General features: G+C 48.1%; 14 protein-coding genes and 1 riboswitch. Of the genes, 8 read left to right on the forward strand and 6 right to left on the reverse strand.

What is annotated here, in order from left to right; translation table 11 throughout:
• Positions 1 to 29 precede the first annotated feature (29 nt).
• Positions 30 to 2,960 carry an insulinase family protein gene (locus BM091_RS06195; protein ID WP_093394316.1) on the reverse strand — a complete coding sequence of 977 codons (2,931 nt, stop codon included), beginning with the start codon at positions 2,958 to 2,960 and terminating at the stop codon, positions 30 to 32.
• Positions 2,961 to 3,137: 177 nt separating this feature from the next.
• On the opposite strand from BM091_RS06195, the gene BM091_RS06200 reads away from it, so the two are divergent.
• The 3 genes from BM091_RS06200 (at position 3,138) to BM091_RS06210 (ending at position 5,363) form a co-directional block, all read left to right on the forward strand.
• Entirely contained in the window at positions 3,138 to 3,563 is a 426-nt protein-coding gene (locus BM091_RS06200) for a cytochrome c3 family protein (RefSeq protein ID WP_143083111.1), read from the forward strand.
• Between the two features lie 68 nt (positions 3,564 to 3,631).
• A riboswitch (cobalamin riboswitch) is annotated at positions 3,632 to 3,812 on the forward strand.
• A 102-nt stretch (positions 3,813 to 3,914) separates the two neighbouring features.
• Complete coding sequence (gene cobI / locus BM091_RS06205; RefSeq protein ID WP_093394318.1) at positions 3,915 to 4,667, forward strand: precorrin-2 C(20)-methyltransferase; 753 nt, start codon at positions 3,915 to 3,917, stop codon at positions 4,665 to 4,667.
• A 78-nt stretch (positions 4,668 to 4,745) separates the two neighbouring features.
• Entirely contained in the window at positions 4,746 to 5,363 is a 618-nt protein-coding gene (locus tag BM091_RS06210; protein ID WP_093394319.1) for a class I SAM-dependent methyltransferase, read from the forward strand.
• 85 nt (positions 5,364 to 5,448) lie between these two features.
• Here BM091_RS06210 and BM091_RS06215 read toward each other — a convergent pair whose 3' ends face one another.
• Genes BM091_RS06215 through BM091_RS06225 form a run of 3 tightly spaced genes read right to left on the reverse strand, consistent with a single transcriptional unit; the run spans position 5,449 to position 7,341 of the window.
• Entirely contained in the window at positions 5,449 to 5,922 is a 474-nt protein-coding gene (locus tag BM091_RS06215) for a ferritin-like domain-containing protein (protein ID WP_093394321.1), read from the reverse strand.
• Between the two features lie 14 nt (positions 5,923 to 5,936).
• Positions 5,937 to 6,392 carry an acyl-CoA thioesterase gene (locus BM091_RS06220; protein ID WP_093394322.1) on the reverse strand — a complete coding sequence of 152 codons (456 nt, stop codon included), beginning with the start codon at positions 6,390 to 6,392 and terminating at the stop codon, positions 5,937 to 5,939.
• 28 nt (positions 6,393 to 6,420) lie between these two features.
• Entirely contained in the window at positions 6,421 to 7,341 is a 921-nt protein-coding gene (locus BM091_RS06225; protein ID WP_342745457.1) for an NAD(P)-dependent oxidoreductase, read from the reverse strand.
• A gap of 143 nt (positions 7,342 to 7,484) precedes the next feature.
• Here BM091_RS06225 and BM091_RS06235 point away from each other — a divergent pair, with 143 nt between their 5' ends.
• The 3 genes from BM091_RS06235 to BM091_RS06245 all read left to right on the forward strand — a co-directional run bounded on the left by BM091_RS06235 (position 7,485) and on the right by BM091_RS06245 (position 12,918).
• Positions 7,485 to 9,806: a cysteine synthase gene (locus tag BM091_RS06235; protein ID WP_093394327.1), complete on the forward strand. Its 2,322-nt coding sequence runs from the start codon at positions 7,485 to 7,487 to the stop codon at positions 9,804 to 9,806.
• A gap of 328 nt (positions 9,807 to 10,134) precedes the next feature.
• Positions 10,135 to 12,063 carry a TonB-dependent receptor gene (locus tag BM091_RS06240; protein ID WP_177193548.1) on the forward strand — a complete coding sequence of 643 codons (1,929 nt, stop codon included), beginning with the start codon at positions 10,135 to 10,137 and terminating at the stop codon, positions 12,061 to 12,063.
• Positions 12,064 to 12,216: 153 nt separating this feature from the next.
• The gene (locus BM091_RS06245; RefSeq protein WP_093394330.1) at positions 12,217 to 12,918 is read left to right on the forward strand and encodes a DUF4198 domain-containing protein; all 702 of its coding nucleotides are present in this window, start codon (positions 12,217 to 12,219) and stop codon (positions 12,916 to 12,918) included.
• A 71-nt stretch (positions 12,919 to 12,989) separates the two neighbouring features.
• Here BM091_RS06245 and BM091_RS06250 read toward each other — a convergent pair whose 3' ends face one another.
• Positions 12,990 to 13,985 (reverse strand): ABC transporter substrate-binding protein, encoded by a 996-nt coding sequence (locus BM091_RS06250; protein ID WP_093394331.1) that lies wholly within the window; start codon positions 13,983 to 13,985, stop codon positions 12,990 to 12,992.
• Between the two features lie 61 nt (positions 13,986 to 14,046).
• Entirely contained in the window at positions 14,047 to 16,077 is a 2,031-nt protein-coding gene (locus tag BM091_RS06255; protein ID WP_093394333.1) for a TonB-dependent receptor plug domain-containing protein, read from the reverse strand.
• Between the two features lie 937 nt (positions 16,078 to 17,014).
• Between BM091_RS06255 and BM091_RS06260 the strand changes: the two genes are divergently transcribed.
• Together BM091_RS06260 and BM091_RS06265 are read left to right on the forward strand one after the other, a co-directional pair.
• On the forward strand, positions 17,015 to 17,236 hold the full coding sequence (locus BM091_RS06260; protein ID WP_093394334.1) for a hypothetical protein: 222 nt from the start codon (positions 17,015 to 17,017) through the stop codon (positions 17,234 to 17,236).
• A gap of 284 nt (positions 17,237 to 17,520) precedes the next feature.
• Positions 17,521 to 17,955, forward strand: a complete 435-nt coding sequence (locus BM091_RS06265; protein WP_093394336.1) for a hypothetical protein — start codon at positions 17,521 to 17,523, stop codon at positions 17,953 to 17,955.
• Positions 17,956 to 18,133 lie beyond the last annotated feature (178 nt).

Below are 18,133 nucleotides of genomic sequence, written 5' to 3' on the forward strand. Positions count from 1 at the left end.
AAAGGAGCCCCGGTTTTGTCTGATGCAAGTCAGCCTTCAATTGCTACCCTTTCTGCGTCTTTTAAAAGGTCTGTTCGTGCACTTTCTATTGAATCGGCAGGTCCCAGGACACAGAGATGAAGGTTCTGCGACCATTGTCTGAGCAATTCCGCTGCTCTGTAGAAATCTTCTCTATCGGTCTGGATAATCGCCTTTCTGAGGTTTCGTCTCATTTCTTCGGTTTCTCCCGTCAGATAACGGACTAAAGAGACGTAAGCCCTTGCATCGGGGAATAGGGGCGGATCGACTTTTCCAAAGGTGCCTATAACCGCAGGAGTAATATCTTCATCGCCCAGCTTTTCAGGGGAGATGCTTTCATGACAGTTCCTCATTATGTCAACCGTCTTTTCGAGATGGGGATCACGGTATGATGTCATAACCAGAATGCCCGAAGCGCGGTCGAAAAAGCAGTGAGCACCGTAGGCTCCTCCCTGAACGCGTATCTTTTCCCATAGCCATCCGGTTCTCAGGTAGTTTAAGACGACCAGAAGAGTACCGTCGTCGGGTTTTACGGCTCCTGCACCAAGAGGTGCCCCCGAAGCCACATAATGGACCTGAACGGGCAATGTAAAAGCTTCTTTCGGAGGCAGATCCTTAAAATTCCATGAAAGAGAGCCACTTTCGGGAATGTTTTTGCCGTCCCCGATTTCCGGCAGCAGTTCCCTTTCCAGACTTGCTCTCGTTGCGGTCAGAAGATCTCCGTCTGCCGTTACGGACACGACCATCCGGGATGTTTTAAAAAGATAATCCCTCAGGGCTGAAAGGTTTTCTTTAATCTCGGGCCACTTCTTGTCGAAATTGTCAGCCAGGTTTTTCACAAAGAAGTATTGACTCAATCCCGAAAGCTCTTCCTTGACGCGGTCGGGCAGGGTAAAGTGTCCCCGGACTCTTCTCATGGCCATTCGATGTCCCTCGGGAATGATCCTCTGATACCTCAGGGCCTTATGGCGAAGAATAATCTGAAAGATACGGTCCCGGTTGTTCAGATCTACTTTACTTATCATGTCCCGGAAGATTCTCAGTAGCTCGGGAACTTTCTCGGAAAGAGCCTTACCCCTGAGTAGTAGCAGATAAACCCCTGACGGGTCACTGAAGGAATTCCTGACAACTAATTTCGGGCGTATGCCCCCCGTATGACGGGCTATTCGCTCGGTAAACTTTACGTAGTCTTCGTCGGTCGTACCCGCTTCAAGAAGAGCTGAGCAAAAAAGAGGCAGATAGGAAAGATGATCCTGTGGCATTCCGTCAAACTTGAAACCTATGTCGATATATACGATACCGTTCGTTTGAATCGGGTGGAGCATCATGAGGGGGTTCGAGGAGTTTTCGATGATCCGGGGTAAGGCGGGATGTTCTGGGCTGAGGTCATTCCTGCTCAGCCGCGGGATTTTAGCTATGTCTTCGGGACGATCCGGCTGATTCTGGTAGGTTACAAGAGCTTTTGTCTTTTCCAGGAAGTAAATTTTCGTCTCCTTCGTCCATCCTTTCGTGGCTTCTTCGAGCTTTGCCTGGAGGCGTTCCTCCATTTTCCGCAAAAGATCGGGATCCGGCTCGAGAATGACCAGGGATTTTCGGTCGTTCTGAAGGAAGTACTTCTCTAGGAGTTCTGAGAAGTAATGAGGGTTCTCCGCATAAAGGTCTTTTATCCTGTTGATGGGTTTTTCAAAGGCCACGAGAGCCAGAGGATCGTGATCATAGAGCCAGGTAGTAAGAGCACTGAGCATCAGGATGAGACCTCTTGGGTAGTTCCCGGTATTACCCTCCCGGTAGGCGAATTCTACCGTGTTGAGGGCGGCCTCTACGGTAGATCTTGGAATGCCGTCTCGGATGAGCCCTCTAATGGTATCCTCTATCAGGTTGACCATGTCGTCTATTGCGGTTGAAGACATGCCTTTGAGGCCGATGGCAAAGTACATCCATCGCAGTTCTGTCTCCAGGCCCCCACCGGCAAGATCCTCGCCCAACCCTGACTCTATGAGTGCTCTCCTCAGCGGAGATCCCGGAGTGCCGATCAGGATGTGGTGCAGTATCTGAAGCGAAAAATTTGTGATCCTTTCGTGTGTTTCCGGCAGTAACCAGTTGAGCGTTGCATAGGTTTTACGATCCAGGTTGTCACCGGGCGTTGCTGCATATTTTTTTTGTACTTTCCGTAAACCCGTCCAGGGCTTCAGGTCCGGGATTGAAGAAGGAACGTGGGTCGCCGAAAAGCTTTCCAGATAGGAAGCGATGTGGCTGAGTTCGGCGTCAGGATAACCGTTTCCGTAGAAGAAGATGCGGGAATTGCTGGGGTGGTAGAATCTTTTGTGGTAGGCAACGAAGTCCTCGTACGAGAGATTCGGAATCTCCAGGGGGTCTCCTCCGGAATCGAAGGAATAGGGGTGATCGGGAAACAGGGACTGCTGGATGGTTTCTGCGAGAACTCTCTCGGGTGATGAGTAAGCCCCTTTCATTTCGTTGTAAACCACCCCGCGAATTTCCGGCTTTTCGCTGGGATTCTCCACATGATAGTGCCAGCCTTCCTGGAGAAAGATTTCTTCCCTGAGCATCGGGAAAAAAACTGCGTCGAGGTACACATCCACGAGATTATGAAAATCCTTTTCATGTGTACTTGCCACGGGGTAGCATGTTTTGTCGGGATAGGTAAAGGCATTCAGAAAGGTTTGGAGTGAGCCTTTGAGAAGCTCGACGAAGGGTTCTTTGACCGGATACTTGCGGGAACCGCAGAGTACCGAATGTTCCAGTATGTGAGGAAGTCCGGTGGCATCCTGAGGGGGCGTTCTGAAGGTTATTCCAAAAACTTTGTTTTCGTCCCCGTTTTTTAACAACAGGATATCTGCCCCTGAAGGCTTGTGGGTGTATCTAAAGGCGCTGGTGCTCAGCTCAGGGATCTCCCGCTCGTCTATTTTTTCAAAACCCTCCATAAATCCACCTCACTCTGCCGTCTTTTTTATACGGATTTTATGAAATACCCTCTGGCCGGAGTTGTCGGCAAGAATTTTCCTTCCGGCTTCACTTGACACCGCGAGAAAAATTTCACTAAAAAGTAGGCCGAAGCCGTCACAAGAACTAACTTTTATTGCTTTCGAGAGGAAGGTACCATGAAGAAACTGGCTTTTTTGATGGTTTTTGCAATACTTTTTGTCTCTTCGCCAAAGGGTTTTGCTCAGGAAGAGGAGATTATTATCAACTCATCGCTCTACCCGAAGCATACAATGCCCCTTGTAAGGTTTCCTCACATGCTTCACTTTGATGATTTGGGTTATGATTGTACGGAGTGTCATCATCTTTACAAAAACGGCGAAAATATCTGGACCGACGGAGATGAAACGTCCTGTCAGGTCTGTCATAACGAACCGACGGTGAAAAACGAAAAGAGGCTTCCTCCTCCTCAGCAAAAACTGAATCTGAAGCTTTCTTATCACGGGCTCTGCATTGACTGCCATCGCAAGTACAATCACGAAAACAACACCAAAGCAGCTCCCATAACGTGTCAGGGCTGCCATACGATAAAAGAAGGGCAGTAGCCCCGGCTTTTTGTCTCTCTGGCCTTTTCTTATCGTTGACTGATAAGAAAGGATTAATGTAAAAGGCAAGTGCTGTTCTGTTGTCAGGTGCCCGGTAGAGGGCTTAAAAGGGAAGTCCGGTGAGAATCCGGCACGGACCCACCGCTGTGAGCGGGGACGAAACCCGCAGAAGGCCACTCCTTCAGGGGGAAGGCGCGGGGAGTAGGAAGATCCGCAAGTCAGAACACCTGCCTGACGACGAGAGGCTCTCACCTCGGGGATGAGGGTGAGCCCGCAGTTCTGAGGATGGAAATGGGGGATCCTTAGAAGTCGATTCCTTCTAAGGATTTTTATTTTTAAGGGGTATGAGAAATGGTGGGAACTTTCTACGGAATAGGGGTTGGTCCCGGGGATCCCGAACTCATTACCGTTAAGGCCGTAAGAATCTTGAATCGGGTATCTTATATCTTCGCTGCGGCCTCCTCCAAAAATAGCTACAGCCTGGCACTCGACATAGTGAAACCCTACCTGCCTCCGGAAACCCCTGTGGAATATCTTTACTTCCCGATGACTTACCATTCGGATACCCTTGAAAATTCATGGCACAAAAACGGCCTGAGGGTGGCGGAGGTCTTGAGAAGCGGTAAGGATGTCGCCTTTGTTACTCTCGGAGACCCCCTGATCTACAGCACATACATATATTTGGTGAGAGAACTCTATAACCTGCTGGGAAGCGTAAAAATCGAAACCGTTCCGGGCATCACTTCCTTTCAGGCGGCGGCTTCTGCCTGTACGGTGCCTCTGGTTGAAGGTGAAGAATCTCTGGCCGTAGTTTCGGGAGCACAGGGGGGAGAACATCTCCGGAGAATGCTTGAAGTTACAGACAACGTGGTTTTACTGAAGGTTTACCGGAACATAGACGCCGTAATAGATGCTCTGGAATCACAGGGGCTGGAAAAGAACGCCTGTTTTGTCAGCCGGTGCGGCCTGGAGGGGGAATCCATCTCGTACGATGTAAGATCCTTACGGGGGCAAAAGCCCCATTACCTGTCTCTTATGATAGTGAAGAAAAAGCTTCAGAGTGTTTCTGCCTCTGATCTGCCCGAAGTTTCTTCCGCACGGTGAAAAAGGCCTTTTTATCGTGTCGACGGTTTGTAAGGTCTGCTGGGGTTGAGTGTATGGGCGAAGGTAATAGGGGGTGTCATGACTTCGAACCACTATTTCGACCGGGTTGCTTCTGATTGGGATCGGATGAGGCGGGGTTTTTTCTCGGAGGAGGTCAGAGAAAAGGCCATTTCAATTGCGGGTGTGCGAAGCGATGCCGTTGCTGCCGACATTGGAGCAGGCACGGGTTTCATCACCGAAGGGCTGGTCAACAGAGGTTTGCGTGTGATAGCGGTTGATCGCTCCGGAGCAATGCTTGCCGGGATGAGAAGGAAGCTGGCAGGCGTTAGCGGGGTTGATTATCTGGTCGGAGAAGTGACGGAGCTACCCATCTCCGACGAAAGTGTAGATTACGCCTTTGCCAATATGTGTCTTCATCACATAGAATTGCCGTATCGGGCAATTAAAGAGATGGCGCGAATTCTCAGACCAGGGGGTAAACTTATTATCACCGATCTGGATGAGCATTCCCACGACTTCCTGCGGATAGAGCATCACGATGCGTGGTTGGGATTTAAAAGTGAGCACATGAAGGAATGGTTGGCGGAGGCAGGGCTGAGAGAGGTTTCGGTGAAAAGTCTGGGCGAGAACTGTTGTGCCCAACCAGATTGTGGATGTGCTTCTGTCGGCATATTCATAGCTACAGGCCTAAAGTGAATTGACCTTATGCTACGACAAATCGGTTCGGGCCGGTGAAGAGCAAGATCCTTTCGTGAATTAATGAGGATTTGCAATCCCCGGATTATAAGCCTGCCAGTAGCCGGTCAAGATGTTCAACATGGCCCCGCTCTTCATCGATTATTCTTTTTATGATCGACAAAACGGTTTCATTATCGACGAGCTTTCTGAGGAATTCGTAGAACCTGATAGAATCTTCTTCCACACCACGGGCTATCCCGATTATATCCTTCGGCTCCGATGCGCTGAAGGCACAGGCCGGGTCGAATGAAAAAAGCCTGTTGCCTATAGCTTCGACTATGTACCAGGATCCCACCTTCTCTTTTATGTCGATGTCGGTGCCCTGCAAAAAAGATTTTTTCATTTCCATGAACATCTTTCTATGTTCCCGTTCGTCTTCCGCAAGCTTTTTCCACAGGTCGGCCACTTTTTGAGGCATTCCGCAGGATCTGGCATGCTCTGCAGCCTGCCTGTAATAGGCCTCGCCGTTTTCTTCAAGCCTCAATGCCATTTCGAATATTTCCGTCATCGTAAACATACTTCTTTTCTTCCCTAACGGCGTCTTATTTCTACGGACGGCTCTATGGCCTTTACGGCTTCGAAGAACTCTTCCGGAAAGTTGGTTCTCTGTTGTTTGCCGTAGTCGTAGGCCACAATCAAACCCGTTCCGACGGCAGCAATTGCTTTCTGTTTCGTGCTGTACACCCCGTACTCCTGCTCGGCTTCGGAATCGCTGACCCACAGCATGCGGCAACCCACTTCGATTATGTCCGGGTACCGAAGAGGCCTTATGTATCTGCAACTAGTCGAAGCAAGAATTGGCCCCACACCCTTCTCTTTCATTATCTTCATAAGCGGGGTTCTGTCAAAATACTCGATTCGTGCTGTCTCGAAATAACGAAAATATATCACGTTATTCACATGCTGGAATGCATCCATGTGACCCCACAAAACGGGTAGAGTGATCCTTACGGGGAAGTCTTCAATCTGGACGAATCTCCTGGCCACTTTATCCCCCTTGTCGTAGCTTTCCAGATTACGAAAAAATCTTTAACCCTGAAAGATGTTCCAGTGCAAGGATCAATGCGTGAGTGCCTTTGTGGCCGTGCCCCTGGGCTCTGGCTGCTACATAGAGCTGGCGCGCCAGAGAAAGACCGGGCAGAGCGAGATTCATTCTTTCGGCTTCTTTTAATGCAATTCCCAGGTCTTTTATGAAGTGCTCCACAAAAAACCCGGGGTCAAAGTTCCTGGTCAGTATCCTGGGCGCAAGGTTGTCCAGGCTCCAGCACGCTGCGGCACCTCTGGCAATGGATTTTAAAACTTCCGTCAGGTCCAGTCCGGCTTTGTATCCGTATAACAGAGCTTCGCAGATGCCTATCATGGTTCCCGCTATGACAATCTGATTGCACATTTTTGTGTGCTGGCCTGACCCTGCCTTTCCCTGATAGACGATGTTCTTTCCGAGTATTGTGAGCAGAGGATGCACGGTCTCGAAAATTTCACGATCGCCGCCCACCATTATGGAAAGCGTTCCTTCTCTTGCTCCCACATCGCCTCCGGACACCGGAGCGTCCAGAAAATGAACCCCTTTGCTTTTTGCTCGCTCGTAAATGGTACAGGCAAGAGCCGGTTCCGTTGTGGTCATGTCGATCAGGATCGTTCCCGGTCTTGACCCTTCTATCAGACCCTTTTCATCGAGATAGACCTGCCGCACATCCTCGGGAAATCCCACGATGGTAACGACGACGTCGGATTTTACGGCAACTTCTGAGGGACTGTCCGCCCAGTGAGCCCCCTTTTGAAGGAGGGGCTCTGCTTTTTCTTTCGTGCGGTTATAAACCGTAACATCGTATCCCGCGTCTATTATGCGAGAGCACATGGAAAGACCCATTACACCGGTACCTATCCAGCCGATTCTTGTATTTCCGGCGTTTACCATGGAAGCCTCCCTCTTCAATTTCACCGGCCAATCTGCCGGCCTTCCTTTTTTCAACGGCAAAAGGTATATCAGGAATTCAGCAATTGCGGAAGTGGTGTATACTGTGGTAAGGATAACGGCGCCTTTCCGCTTAAGCCACTTCCAGACCGGGGATGTGACGGATGATGGGAAAAAATGTCTATGAAAACGTTTTACAGGCCATTGGAAATACTCCTCTTATAAAAATAAACCGCCTCAATCCAAACCCGAACGTCACCATCTACGCAAAGTGGGAAGCGAAGAATCCTGGAGGGTCAATTAAGGATCGCCCTGCCTTGATGATGATTGAGGACGCAGAGCGACGGGGCATCCTTACAAAGGATAAGATAATAATCGAGGCCACGAGCGGGAATACCGGAATCGGCCTTGCGGTAGTTGCGGCAGTAAAGGGTTATAGGCTTATTCTTGCCATGCCCGAAACGGCCAGCCTTGAGCGCCAGAAGATCCTTCGTGCTTTGGGAGCCGAACTTTTGCTTACTCCGGGAGCCCTCGGTACCGACGGAGCCATCGAGGAAGTTTACAGGCTTGTCAGGGAAAATCCGGACCTCTATTTCATGCCCGACCAGTTCAACAACCCTGCCAATCCTCTTGCTCACTATTACGGAACGGGGCCGGAAATTTACGAGCAGACGGAAGGAAAGGTAAACGTTGTGGTTGCCACCCTTGGGACTACGGGAACGGCGATGGGGGTTCTGAGGGCCCTCAAAGAGCGAAATCCGGCTATAGAAGTCGTGGCCGTAGAGCCCTATCCCGGTCATAAGATCCAGGGGCTTAAGAACATGAAGGAATCCTACGTCCCCGGCATTTTCGACAGAAATGCCTTTGACAGAATAATTCACGTAAGAGATGAAGACGCCTTTGAAATGGCCAGGCGGCTGGCTCGTGAAGAAGGGATTTTCGCGGGCATGAGTTCCGGTGCCGCAATGGCGGCGGCTGTTGAAATAGCGAAAGAGCGTGAAACCGGGATAATTGTGGCGATATTGCCCGATGGAGGCGACCGATACCTGAGCACCAATCTTTTTACGGTTATGCTCGAACCGGATTTCAAGTTCTACGATCATGCGAGGCGGGAAACCGTGCCTGTAAAGCCCGCAGAAGAGGGAAGAATAAGGCTTTTTGTTACTGGACCGCCTCTGGATGTACCGCTTGAGCTCCAGGAGTCAAGGCGGTTTTTTGTGGCGGATCTTCTGGTGAGATTCCTGGAGGCAAAGGGCTTTTCGGTTGTGTCCGTTGTTACCGTTCCCGATCTTGACAGCAGAACGGTTCAGGCATCAGGACGGGCAGGAAAGGATTTGATTCCCTACGTAAGAGAGCGTCTTGATGGGCTTTTCCGGCTCTTTGATCAGTTCGGTATAAGACGTGCACATCATTACGCCAGAATTTCCGAGTACGAAGACGCCATAATTAACAACACCAGGGTTCTTATGGACAGGGGGGTTGCCTACGAGAAGCTGAGGTCCGTATATTTCAGCATATCCAGATGTGAAGACTACGGTAGGCTTGCAGGAGTGGATCCGGGGAGAACGGTTCCCGGCAAAAGAGTTGATCTGTCCCTTTATGAAAAACAGAATCCCCGTGATTTTGCCCTGCTGAAACGGGCGACGCTGGAAGAGTTGAAAAGGGGACTTTATCTTAGGACACCCTGGGGTAATATGATGCCAACCTGGCATGTGGCAGCGGCCTCGGTGGTACTGAGTCAGTGGAATCCTCCCGTGGATATATATTTGAGCAGTGTGGATTTTCTTTTTCCCCATCTTGAAAACGTCAGGGTTGTGGGGGAAGCCCTGAAGGGCACTCCACTGGCTCAGATATGGCTTCTTGCAGAAAGGGTGTGGGTAAGCAGGGAGTGTTCCGACGATGAGTTTTGTGAAGGAACCAGTCTGGAGGAACTTCTTGCCGAAGGATACAGGCCTGAAGAGGTGAGATTTTGGATTATTTCAACTCACTATCGCAAGCCTCTCCACGCCTCCAGAACCGGCCTCGAAAACAGTCGTAAGAGATATAGAAGAATTAAACGATTCCTGGCAAGACTTCACACCTGTGGGTTAAGGTCCGAAGGAGCTGACAGGGGGCTTGCTGACAGGGCTTATCAGATGGAGAGAGAGTTTCTGGATGCCCTGTCGGACGATCTGGACTCACCCAGGGCTCTTGCCGCTCTCTTCGCTTTCGTTCGTGATGCCAACAAAGTATTGGACGAAAGTGCCATCACTCCGGGAGAAAAAACCGCGGTGCTGGAGGTTTTCAGAAAGATCGATCGAGTTCTCAACGTTTTTTCCCGTGACATTGCTCCTCCCAGCGATGAAGAACTTGAGCTTTTGCAGAGGAGACGGATTGCCAGACGGGAAGGCCGTTGGGATGAAGCCGACAGATTACGAGAAGAGTTACTCCGGCTTGGAATTGCCGTAATGGATACCCCTAAAGGCATGCAGTGGGAGAGGGTTTGATGCGGAAATAAATATACCCCATGCAAAACCCACTTTATTCTTGACACTGCTGGAAAAACTCTGTTAACCTTTCGTTAACTTCCACAGAGAAGTGGAATTGCCTTTCAGCGAAAAGATGTATCGTAAAAAGCCACGAAGGCATGAGCCCTGAAGGTGCTTTCGTGGCTTTTTATCTTTTGGCTCTTCTAACAGCGGCACGAAGCCTCGGTTCGTTAAGGACAAACCTTTTATCAAGCTTTGTGAGAAGAGTAAGGTTATTATGCCCGCATTGTTTTTTTTACTCTGTTTGCTTGTTTGGACGTTGTCAGTGACGGCCGAGGTGACCACGATGCCTGAAATGGTGGTCGAGGAAGAAATGCTGACCAAGGGAAGTGTCTCTATAAATAATGAAGCACTTCCGGCCTCTGTGTACGTCATAACAGGAGCGGAGATCAGAGATATGCCTGTTCAACATTATCTTGATTTCTTTAGACGAATTCCCGGAGTTATTACAAGTCATTACGGCCAGGGAGACGTTGCCGATGGCTTTGGAATGAGGGGCTATCAGAGCGGACATGGGAGCCAGATAGCTATATATGTGGACGGTGTGCCCATAAATATTCCACATCACAGCCATTCTCATGGATTGGCTGACCTCGGCTGGCTCATCCCTGAAATGATAGATCGTATTGAGGTGATTAAGGGTCCCTTTTCCGTGCTTTACGGTAATTTTGCCCTTGGCGGTGTCGTTAACATCGTGACCAAGAAATACCAACAAGATCCGGAAGTTGCAGTAGAGGCAGGAAGCTTTGAAACTTATCGAGCCGTTGCTACAGTTTCAAAGGACTCATGGGAGATCACTCCATTGAGCGTTAGGCCTTTCCTAATTTACGAGATTTACGACAGAGATGGCTTTCGAGATAATTCAGACTACAGGCGATATAATGCATTTAATAAAATAACTTTTCCAGTTGTGGGAGGTCTTCTCTCACTGCAGGCCCATTATGTGGATCGTGACTGGGGTGCTCCCGGATATCTGAGTGTCTCTGATGTTAAAGAGGAACTTCACAGCAGAACTGATGCCGTCAATCCAGAAGACGGTGGAAACAGTGAATACAAAAACCTGGTACTTAATTTTGTACCGAAAACCGGAGAAGCTGGACTTTACGCTACCCTGTATGTTGCCTCCCACAGAATGAATCGATACGCAACCTTTGAACCATCACCCCAGACCCTTGAACACAACGATTGGGACTACGGAGGCTGGAGGCTTCTTTACGATTTCGTGCCCTTTAAAAAACTGTCGGTCCTGGTGGGGTCTGATGGGAGATATTCTGAAGGGGATCGACTCGGTTATATTACGGAAAACCGAGATATCGTTGCGAGGACGGAGGACTGGCACATCGAGAACCTGGGAGTGGGCCTCTTTGGACAGGTTCAGTGGAAGCCCGTCAAATTTCTCAAGATAGTAGGGGGATTACGTTATGATTTCTTTTCTTTCGATATCGATAACCATGTAAGACCTCAAAACTCCGGAGATGGCACCACCTCCATAATGAGCCCCAAAGTGGGCTTGGTGATAAGTCCAACCAAAAACTTCAACCTTTTTGCAAACAAGGGTTTGGGTTTTCGGACACCTTCGGCCGATGAAATGTCCCCTGCTGATAGAGACTATGCAAACTTCGATCTGGAACCGGCCAAGGTAGACACTTGGGATATTGGCTTTGATGCATTTCTTTTTGACAGACTGCAGCTTCTTTTTGACTTCTACAGAACTGACATGGAACGGGAAATCAGATGGGTAGGATCGGAGACCGTAAATGTTGGCGAGTCAAGAAGAGACGGATACGAATTGGAATTTACCCTTCATGCAACCCCCGATCTCCGGTTTTATATTAACTACGGGCAGGTAAATGCTCGCCTGAAAAATCCTGCAGTACCGGGACATGATAGGGTTACTGGTGTTCCTGAAGACTATCTGAGCGCAGGCATTCAGTGGGAAATTATTGTGCACGATGGGGCTCGTCTCTTCTTCGATTTTGCGTATCAGCGTCTGGGAGAAGCTCCACTTGATGCATCCGGCAGTGTTTTCCGACCTCCTGTAGGGCGGTACATGGGTAAAGCATCGTTTCGCATCAAAGGATGGACCTTTTCGCTTCAAGTTAACTACCATCCGTCTAAGTATGCATCTGAAGCCATGTTTCTTCTGGGCGGTGAGCCTGCTTACGATCCCAAGCCGGTCTATGAATTCGTTGTTGGAGTGAAGTACACTTTTTAGAGCAAATGATCCTAAAGGGTGACTTTGGGGCAGTAAGTTGTCGAACATGAAGAGAATAGTAGCCTGTTGCCGTGCTCCACCGAATTAGAGTGAAGCATTTATTAGTTGTGAAGGGACTGGGGTATGAGATGTAAAGTCTAGGAGGAATAGATTATGGTGCGCATGATTATAAGCTCAATCGTAATTATGTTACTTGGATTAGCTCAGGTTAGTGCCCACGATGCGTGGTTTGAGCCAAATGACGGAAAGTTCGTCATTCTCTATGGTCACGGTGAGGAACTGGAAAGTTATGATATTTCCAAAATAAAGGAAGTTAAAGCCCATGATGGTCAGGGAAATGGAACGGTGCTGGATGTTAAAAAACGAGAAGACGGGAAGGCAGTAGTCGCGCCCCCGGATAACACGGTCATGTTAACCATGGTGTTCGATAACGGTTTCTGGGTAAAGACGGAGGAAGGTTGGAAAAATGTTTCCAAAAGAAACGTGGGAAGTTATTTAGAGTCGTGTCACTCGATGAAATTTGCTAAGCATATCATCGACTGGTCGCCTGTGCTTACCAATGCGGTGGGCCTAAAGATGGAAATCGTGCCGCTCAAAAACCCGATGTCCCTCAAGACAGGCGAAGTTCTGCAAGTAAAAGTATTACTCGACGGTAAACCGGTAGAGGGTGTTACGGTTGCCACAGGGGGAGGTCACAAAAGCGGGATGACAACGAATAACGCGGGGATCGTAGATGTACTCATAGAAAAACCGGGTTTTCAGTTTATAAGTGCCTCTTACAGAGTTCCTTTGAGAAATAATCCTGATGCCGATGAGTTATTGCTTTCCTCTAATCTGACGTTTTATGTCGAGTAAGCCTATAGCAGGAGGCCTGCAGATTTATCCCTGCTGGCCTCCTTCCGACTTAGTTTTCGTACTGGAGAATTTTAGTTGAAGTCAGAACCGTACAGAAATCTAAGAACTCGCCTTTCGTAACTTTTGGCGGATTCGTTTGGGAACAAGCCTGGATAAAGCCATCGTGCAATGCGATTTGCTGCAATTATAAACTTGAGAGTCCAAAGATCGTTTGTAAAAATATCAGGAAGTTCGTAAACACGCCCTTTTTTTATTGCATCAATTGGAGCGAGCCTGGGGTCGGCGGTAAGGTCTTCGGGGTTTAATTTTTCATTGTACCACATGACAATTACATCTGGGTTTTGTTGAATCAGCTCTTCGATCTGTAAGGTCGCGTGCTCTCTAAAAATATGTTCACAAATATTTCGCCCTCCTGCCATTCTAATCACATCGCTGACGGTGCTTCCTCCACAGGATGTTTCCGTAATCCCCTGGGCCCACATGAAAAATACTCTGGGACGGTCTTTCTCAGGCACTGTACCGGTTATTCTCGTTAATCTCTCTTTTTCTTTTTTCACGAAGGCTACCAGTTCCTCGGAGCGATTTCTACTCCCTGAGAGAGTTCCGAAGTCTAGAATTTCGTCGTAGATGTCATTTTCCCTGGACAAAAAGACTGCGTACACCGGTATCCCTCGTGTCTCCAGAGCGCGGATAACATCTGTTTGAGAAGACCAAATGATTACCAAGTCAGGCATAAGGGCTACTATGTGTTCTATGCTTACCGCTTCCCAGTTGCCAGGAGCCGGTAATAGGCGATCCCGAATGCGCTTGTCTAGCTGTCTGTAAAACCTGAAGGTCGGCTCTGCGTAGACATTGTTCGCAATTCCGATAATCCGATCTTGCTGTTGAAGCATGAATAGGGCACTTAAAGCGCTCTCCAAAAGACATACTATGCGTTGAGGTTTTGCTTTTAGTTCAATCGACTTGCCTCGAAAGTCTTTGACGAGAATTGACGTGTAGCCCTTACCATACTGCAGTATAACGAGAAGGAGGCAAAAAAGGATCGTCAGCAATAACCTGAAAAACATACATTTTCCCGCCTTTCATTAAGTTCTTCTCTGTGGTTTTCTTACGGGCAGGGAACCTGCCTCAAAATACCAGATCGGCTTTGATCATGGTATTGAATCCCGGATCACGGAATTGCCACGGCATTTCGTAAGCATTGTCGGTTATGTTGTTAAGGTCTAGGGATAGTTTCAGTTTCCACGTATCAGATTTCAGTATGGGTTTTTCTATGTGAATATTGATGAGCTCTTCGGGGCCAAAAGACTGTCTTGATGTTTTGTCGGTGCTGTCGTAATATTTGCCAAAAACATGGAGGTACGGAACGATTGTGAGATCCCAAGGAAGTCGAATAACCAGACCCAAGTTACCAAGATGGGAAGGCACAAAGGGTACTTCGGATCCGTCTTGGTTTGGGTCTACGTTGTTTTCGACTTTCGTATGGACAAAGGTATAGTTGGCAAAAATTTCGATTGAATTGGTGATTGCGTAGCGTCCTTCTATCTCAACGCCTAATGACTTACTTTTTCCCGCATTTACAGATTGAGTCTGAGAAGGATCACGGCTTACAACGTTTTCTACAATAGCGTCATCCACGAAGGTTGAAAAGCCCCTTATGTTTAAAAACAGCCTGTCCACTACATTTAGGTCGGCTCCGGCGTCAAAACTCATCCCTTCTTCAGGCTTCAGATTGGGATTTGGCAGTTGACCGTTACGCCCCGGAACTCCTCTGTCTGAGATTGACAGGGTACCTCCCACCGATTTACCCGAAGGAGCTTGAAAGCTGGACCCTGCATTAACATAAAGCGACAGGTTATCAGAAGCCTTATATCGCAAGCCGGTGCTCCATGTAAATTTATCCCATGAGGCGTCTTCTACCTCCGGTTCGTTGCCTCCAAGTAGGTTGTAAGAGTGCTCGATTCTTAAATATCTTCCACCCAGTCTGAAGACGAATTTGCCCAGTCTGTACTTTTCTTCGGCGTAGAGACCAAAGGACCAGGCATTCATATCGTTCCCTTTTGTTTCGACGCCTCTGGATTCAGAATAAGTCTCGTAAGTCGCCCACTGTGCATCACTTCCAAAGGTAAGAAGTCCGTTTCCGTGGTGAACATTGAAACTCAAATCCAGCGGTATTATGTTTTGTTGTACACCGTCATGAGAACGTAGGGACAGGTCGGGGTAATTGTCTTCGTTCCAGCTTCTATTATACCTCCGATAACCCACCTTGAACTGGAACATAACTTCATCATAATCATAAAGCAAATTTGAGTAGTCGGCATTAAGAGTAGTGTAATCGTGGTCGTAATCGCGATTGGGTCGACCGACGTCTCCGTAGTGTTCTGTATGGTGGACGAACAAAGATAACTTATGTGAATCCTTTCCATCAAAGAAGTATGTCCCCTTTGCAAACAAGCGAGCCTTGTCGTAGTCGGGATCGCTTAATATGTGGAGCCAGGAATTTTCGGTGCCGTAGTTAGTGTAGTCAGAGCGCTCATAACTTGCTCCCAAGAAATAGTGAAGGTTTTCGACCCTTCCCTGATGATAGCCCGTACCTGCAAAGGTATTCCAGGATCCGTAGCCTGTTCCAAGAATCGTACAAGGTTCTTCTATTTTTTCCTTGGTTATCAGGTTGGTGATGCCGGCCAGAGGAGTCTGATTTCCGGCAAAATCCATGCTTAAGTATATTGGATACATCACAGAAGCGGGTCCACGATGCACTTCCGCCCGGTCTAAAATAAGAGGATCCAGACTCATAAGATCGGCGAACGAATCGATAGGCAGGCCGTCTAACAGAAAGACGTTGTATTTCGGACCCAGCCCTCCATAGGAACCCCAGTTCGCATCGTTGCGTGATAAAGGATTAACAAAAGTTCCAGGTTGGTAACGAAGGATTTCAGCTATGTTTCTTTGGATGAAGGGTGTAAAGTCAATTCGTTCACGATTTATAATATCAATCTTTTGAGTAATGTCATCCTGTTTTTGAGGTAACTTTGAGGCAGTGACGACGATCTCGCCTGGGACGTTAACGACTATTGTATTTGCGGCTACTCCATCGTTCAAAAGGAGCACAGTTAAAAGAAGCAAAAAAGCCGGCACGAAGGCCTTCTTAGACTTCATAGGCTGTTCCTCCTTTTCTAATCTATATCACCATCACCAACTGAACAGCCTTCATGGCCTTCTGCGCACCGGCTTCTGCGGGCGATTACATAGGGTTCTGATGTCCGAAATTCTGTACCAAATTATTACGGTGTGTCAAGGTAGTTTTGAGATTCGGTATCTCCGCTCGTAGTTTTTTTGTGGTATGAATATGCCGTGTTGATCGTGGGAAGTTTTCTTATGGAGCTAGCTTGGATTTTTAATTTTTTAATCGGGGATTTGATAACAATTGGTGAGCTTTAGATTTTCAGGAAAGAAATAAGATGCCCACACGGGTGGTGGTAATAAGAGGACAAAGGGGAAGCACACTTACCTTTGCAGCATTGCAGTTATGGATTTACTTCTGAAGCTTAGAGGCATGTGCATCCTTGGTGGTTAGGAGAGAAGTCTATTATCGTGTATCTTGAGAGCATGGGCACATTGAGTATAAACAGGATTCTGGGTATCAGTTTAGCTACTGTGTGTTCATGGATAAAAATGCCATTACAGGTTCAGGCGTTCCAGGATATAAAGATTGGGCGAGATGTGAACTTATCTCAGGCAGTGATTTGGCGTGACCAGAAGCGGTAAGTTGACGGTAAATTTTTGTTTAAAGTGGGTTCCAGAAGCAGATAAACACTTCTTCGGTTTTATGACAAAAATTCATGAGGCAGATGTTTATTACACAGACGGTTTCAAGATCTATACTGGTTACCCTTCAACATGTGTGTAAAGGAGATCTGGGGATAAGGAAAGGGCAATAACCAGGACAGACATTCGGTTTTGAGAGATAAACTTATCGGATGAAAACGAAAAACCCAGGTTTACACAGCAAAATGGCTTTTACGCTCTGCGGTTCAATTGCTTTCCTTGCTGTAAAAAACAGTCGGATATAGGTTATTATTGACCTCTTTCGAAATTGTCGGATGATTACAAAAAAATCCAGAACAGGAGTGCAAATGACGGTCAGTGCGGCCTTTATAAGAAACTCGAAAGGGTTCCTCCTGAGCTTCGGGGTGTTCTTATCGGCGTCATCGAGAAGGTCGAACGCCAGAGTGAGGAGTCTGTAACAAAGGCCGAATTTAACGAATTGAAAGAAGTCGTCAAACAGCTGGTTGAAGCCCAGGTGAAAACAGAGTAGCGTCTTCTGCGCGTTGAGGAATCCCTGGATAGGCTTGCAGAGGCGCGGAGTCGTACCGAGAAGTGGAGGTTGCTGTTGAGAGGTTGGCTGAGGTTCAAAAGAGAACTGAGGAGCGGCTGAACGAACTGGCGTAGGCTCAGAAGAAAACGGAGGAATCTCTGAACAGGCTTATTCGAGATCATCGTGTAACCCGAACAGAACCGGGCGGCCTATCTCGGGCCGTAGAATACCTGCTTGAAGACAGAGCCTATGCCTCGTTGCCCGCCCTTTTGAGCAGGGAGGACATGCAGGTTGAGAAATTGAAAAGGGATTTTGTCGAGGTTAGTCCAGGGCGGTTTGAGGAAATCAATGTCCTCAGTAGAGGTACGAGGAAGGGGGGGCCTGTATGGATTCCGGGGGAATGCAAGACCCGGCATAAGAAAAGAGACGTTGATTCATTTCTGAAGAAGATACAGAGACTTGAGCATCTTTTTCCCGGAGAGAAGATTTTTGTTGCGGCAACTCATCAGACGTCCCCTCAGGTCAGAGCCTACCTTGAGGAAAAAGGAATAAAGCTTTACTTTTCCTGTCAGTTTAAAATTCCGGTAAGTTCCGTTAGTTGCATTTTTGACGTAGCCCGTAACGATAGTGAGGCGTGTAAGGAAATTGCCGATATGCGGCCAGGATGTATTTGCCGTCTTTACAGGGCTTCAGGTAAACTCTGCGCCTGGTCTGAGTGAGGGTCTGGGGAGCCTTTACAGTTGAGACCGGGTGATATGAAGTTGATTCCGGTTGAGCCACGGCTTATCGGCAAGCTGTCTCCGGTTTGACCAACCGTAATTATTGAGGTTGTTCAGGCTTTCTCTTATATTCAGCTTGACAATCCATCTCAGTGCTCATTAAAAAAGAGCTGTAAAT

It is taken from the genome of Thermodesulforhabdus norvegica (assembly GCF_900114975.1).
Classification (GTDB): Bacteria; Desulfobacterota; Syntrophobacteria; order Syntrophobacterales; family Thermodesulforhabdaceae; genus Thermodesulforhabdus; species Thermodesulforhabdus norvegica.

Bases quoted from the DNA above. Each gene is read 5' to 3' on its own strand.
- BM091_RS06255 (WP_093394333.1), bottom strand. From the start codon at position 16,077: ATGAAGTCTAAGAAGGCCTTCGTGCCGGCTTTTTTGCTTCTTTTAACT.
- BM091_RS06265 (WP_093394336.1), top strand. From the start codon at position 17,521: ATGCAGGTTGAGAAATTGAAAAGGGATTTTGTCGAGGTTAGTCCAGGG.
- BM091_RS06215 (WP_093394321.1), bottom strand. From the start codon at position 5,922: ATGTTTACGATGACGGAAATATTCGAAATGGCATTGAGGCTTGAAGAA.
- BM091_RS06210 (WP_093394319.1), top strand. From the start codon at position 4,746: ATGACTTCGAACCACTATTTCGACCGGGTTGCTTCTGATTGGGATCGG.
- BM091_RS06240 (WP_177193548.1), top strand. From the start codon at position 10,135: ATGCCTGAAATGGTGGTCGAGGAAGAAATGCTGACCAAGGGAAGTGTC.
- BM091_RS06250 (WP_093394331.1), bottom strand. From the start codon at position 13,985: ATGTTTTTCAGGTTATTGCTGACGATCCTTTTTTGCCTCCTTCTCGTT.
- BM091_RS06245 (WP_093394330.1), top strand. From the start codon at position 12,217: ATGGTGCGCATGATTATAAGCTCAATCGTAATTATGTTACTTGGATTA.
- BM091_RS06195 (WP_093394316.1), bottom strand. From the start codon at position 2,960: ATGGAGGGTTTTGAAAAAATAGACGAGCGGGAGATCCCTGAGCTGAGC.
- BM091_RS06200 (WP_143083111.1), top strand. From the start codon at position 3,138: ATGAAGAAACTGGCTTTTTTGATGGTTTTTGCAATACTTTTTGTCTCT.
- BM091_RS06235 (WP_093394327.1), top strand. From the start codon at position 7,485: ATGATGGGAAAAAATGTCTATGAAAACGTTTTACAGGCCATTGGAAAT.
- cobI (WP_093394318.1), top strand. From the start codon at position 3,915: ATGGTGGGAACTTTCTACGGAATAGGGGTTGGTCCCGGGGATCCCGAA.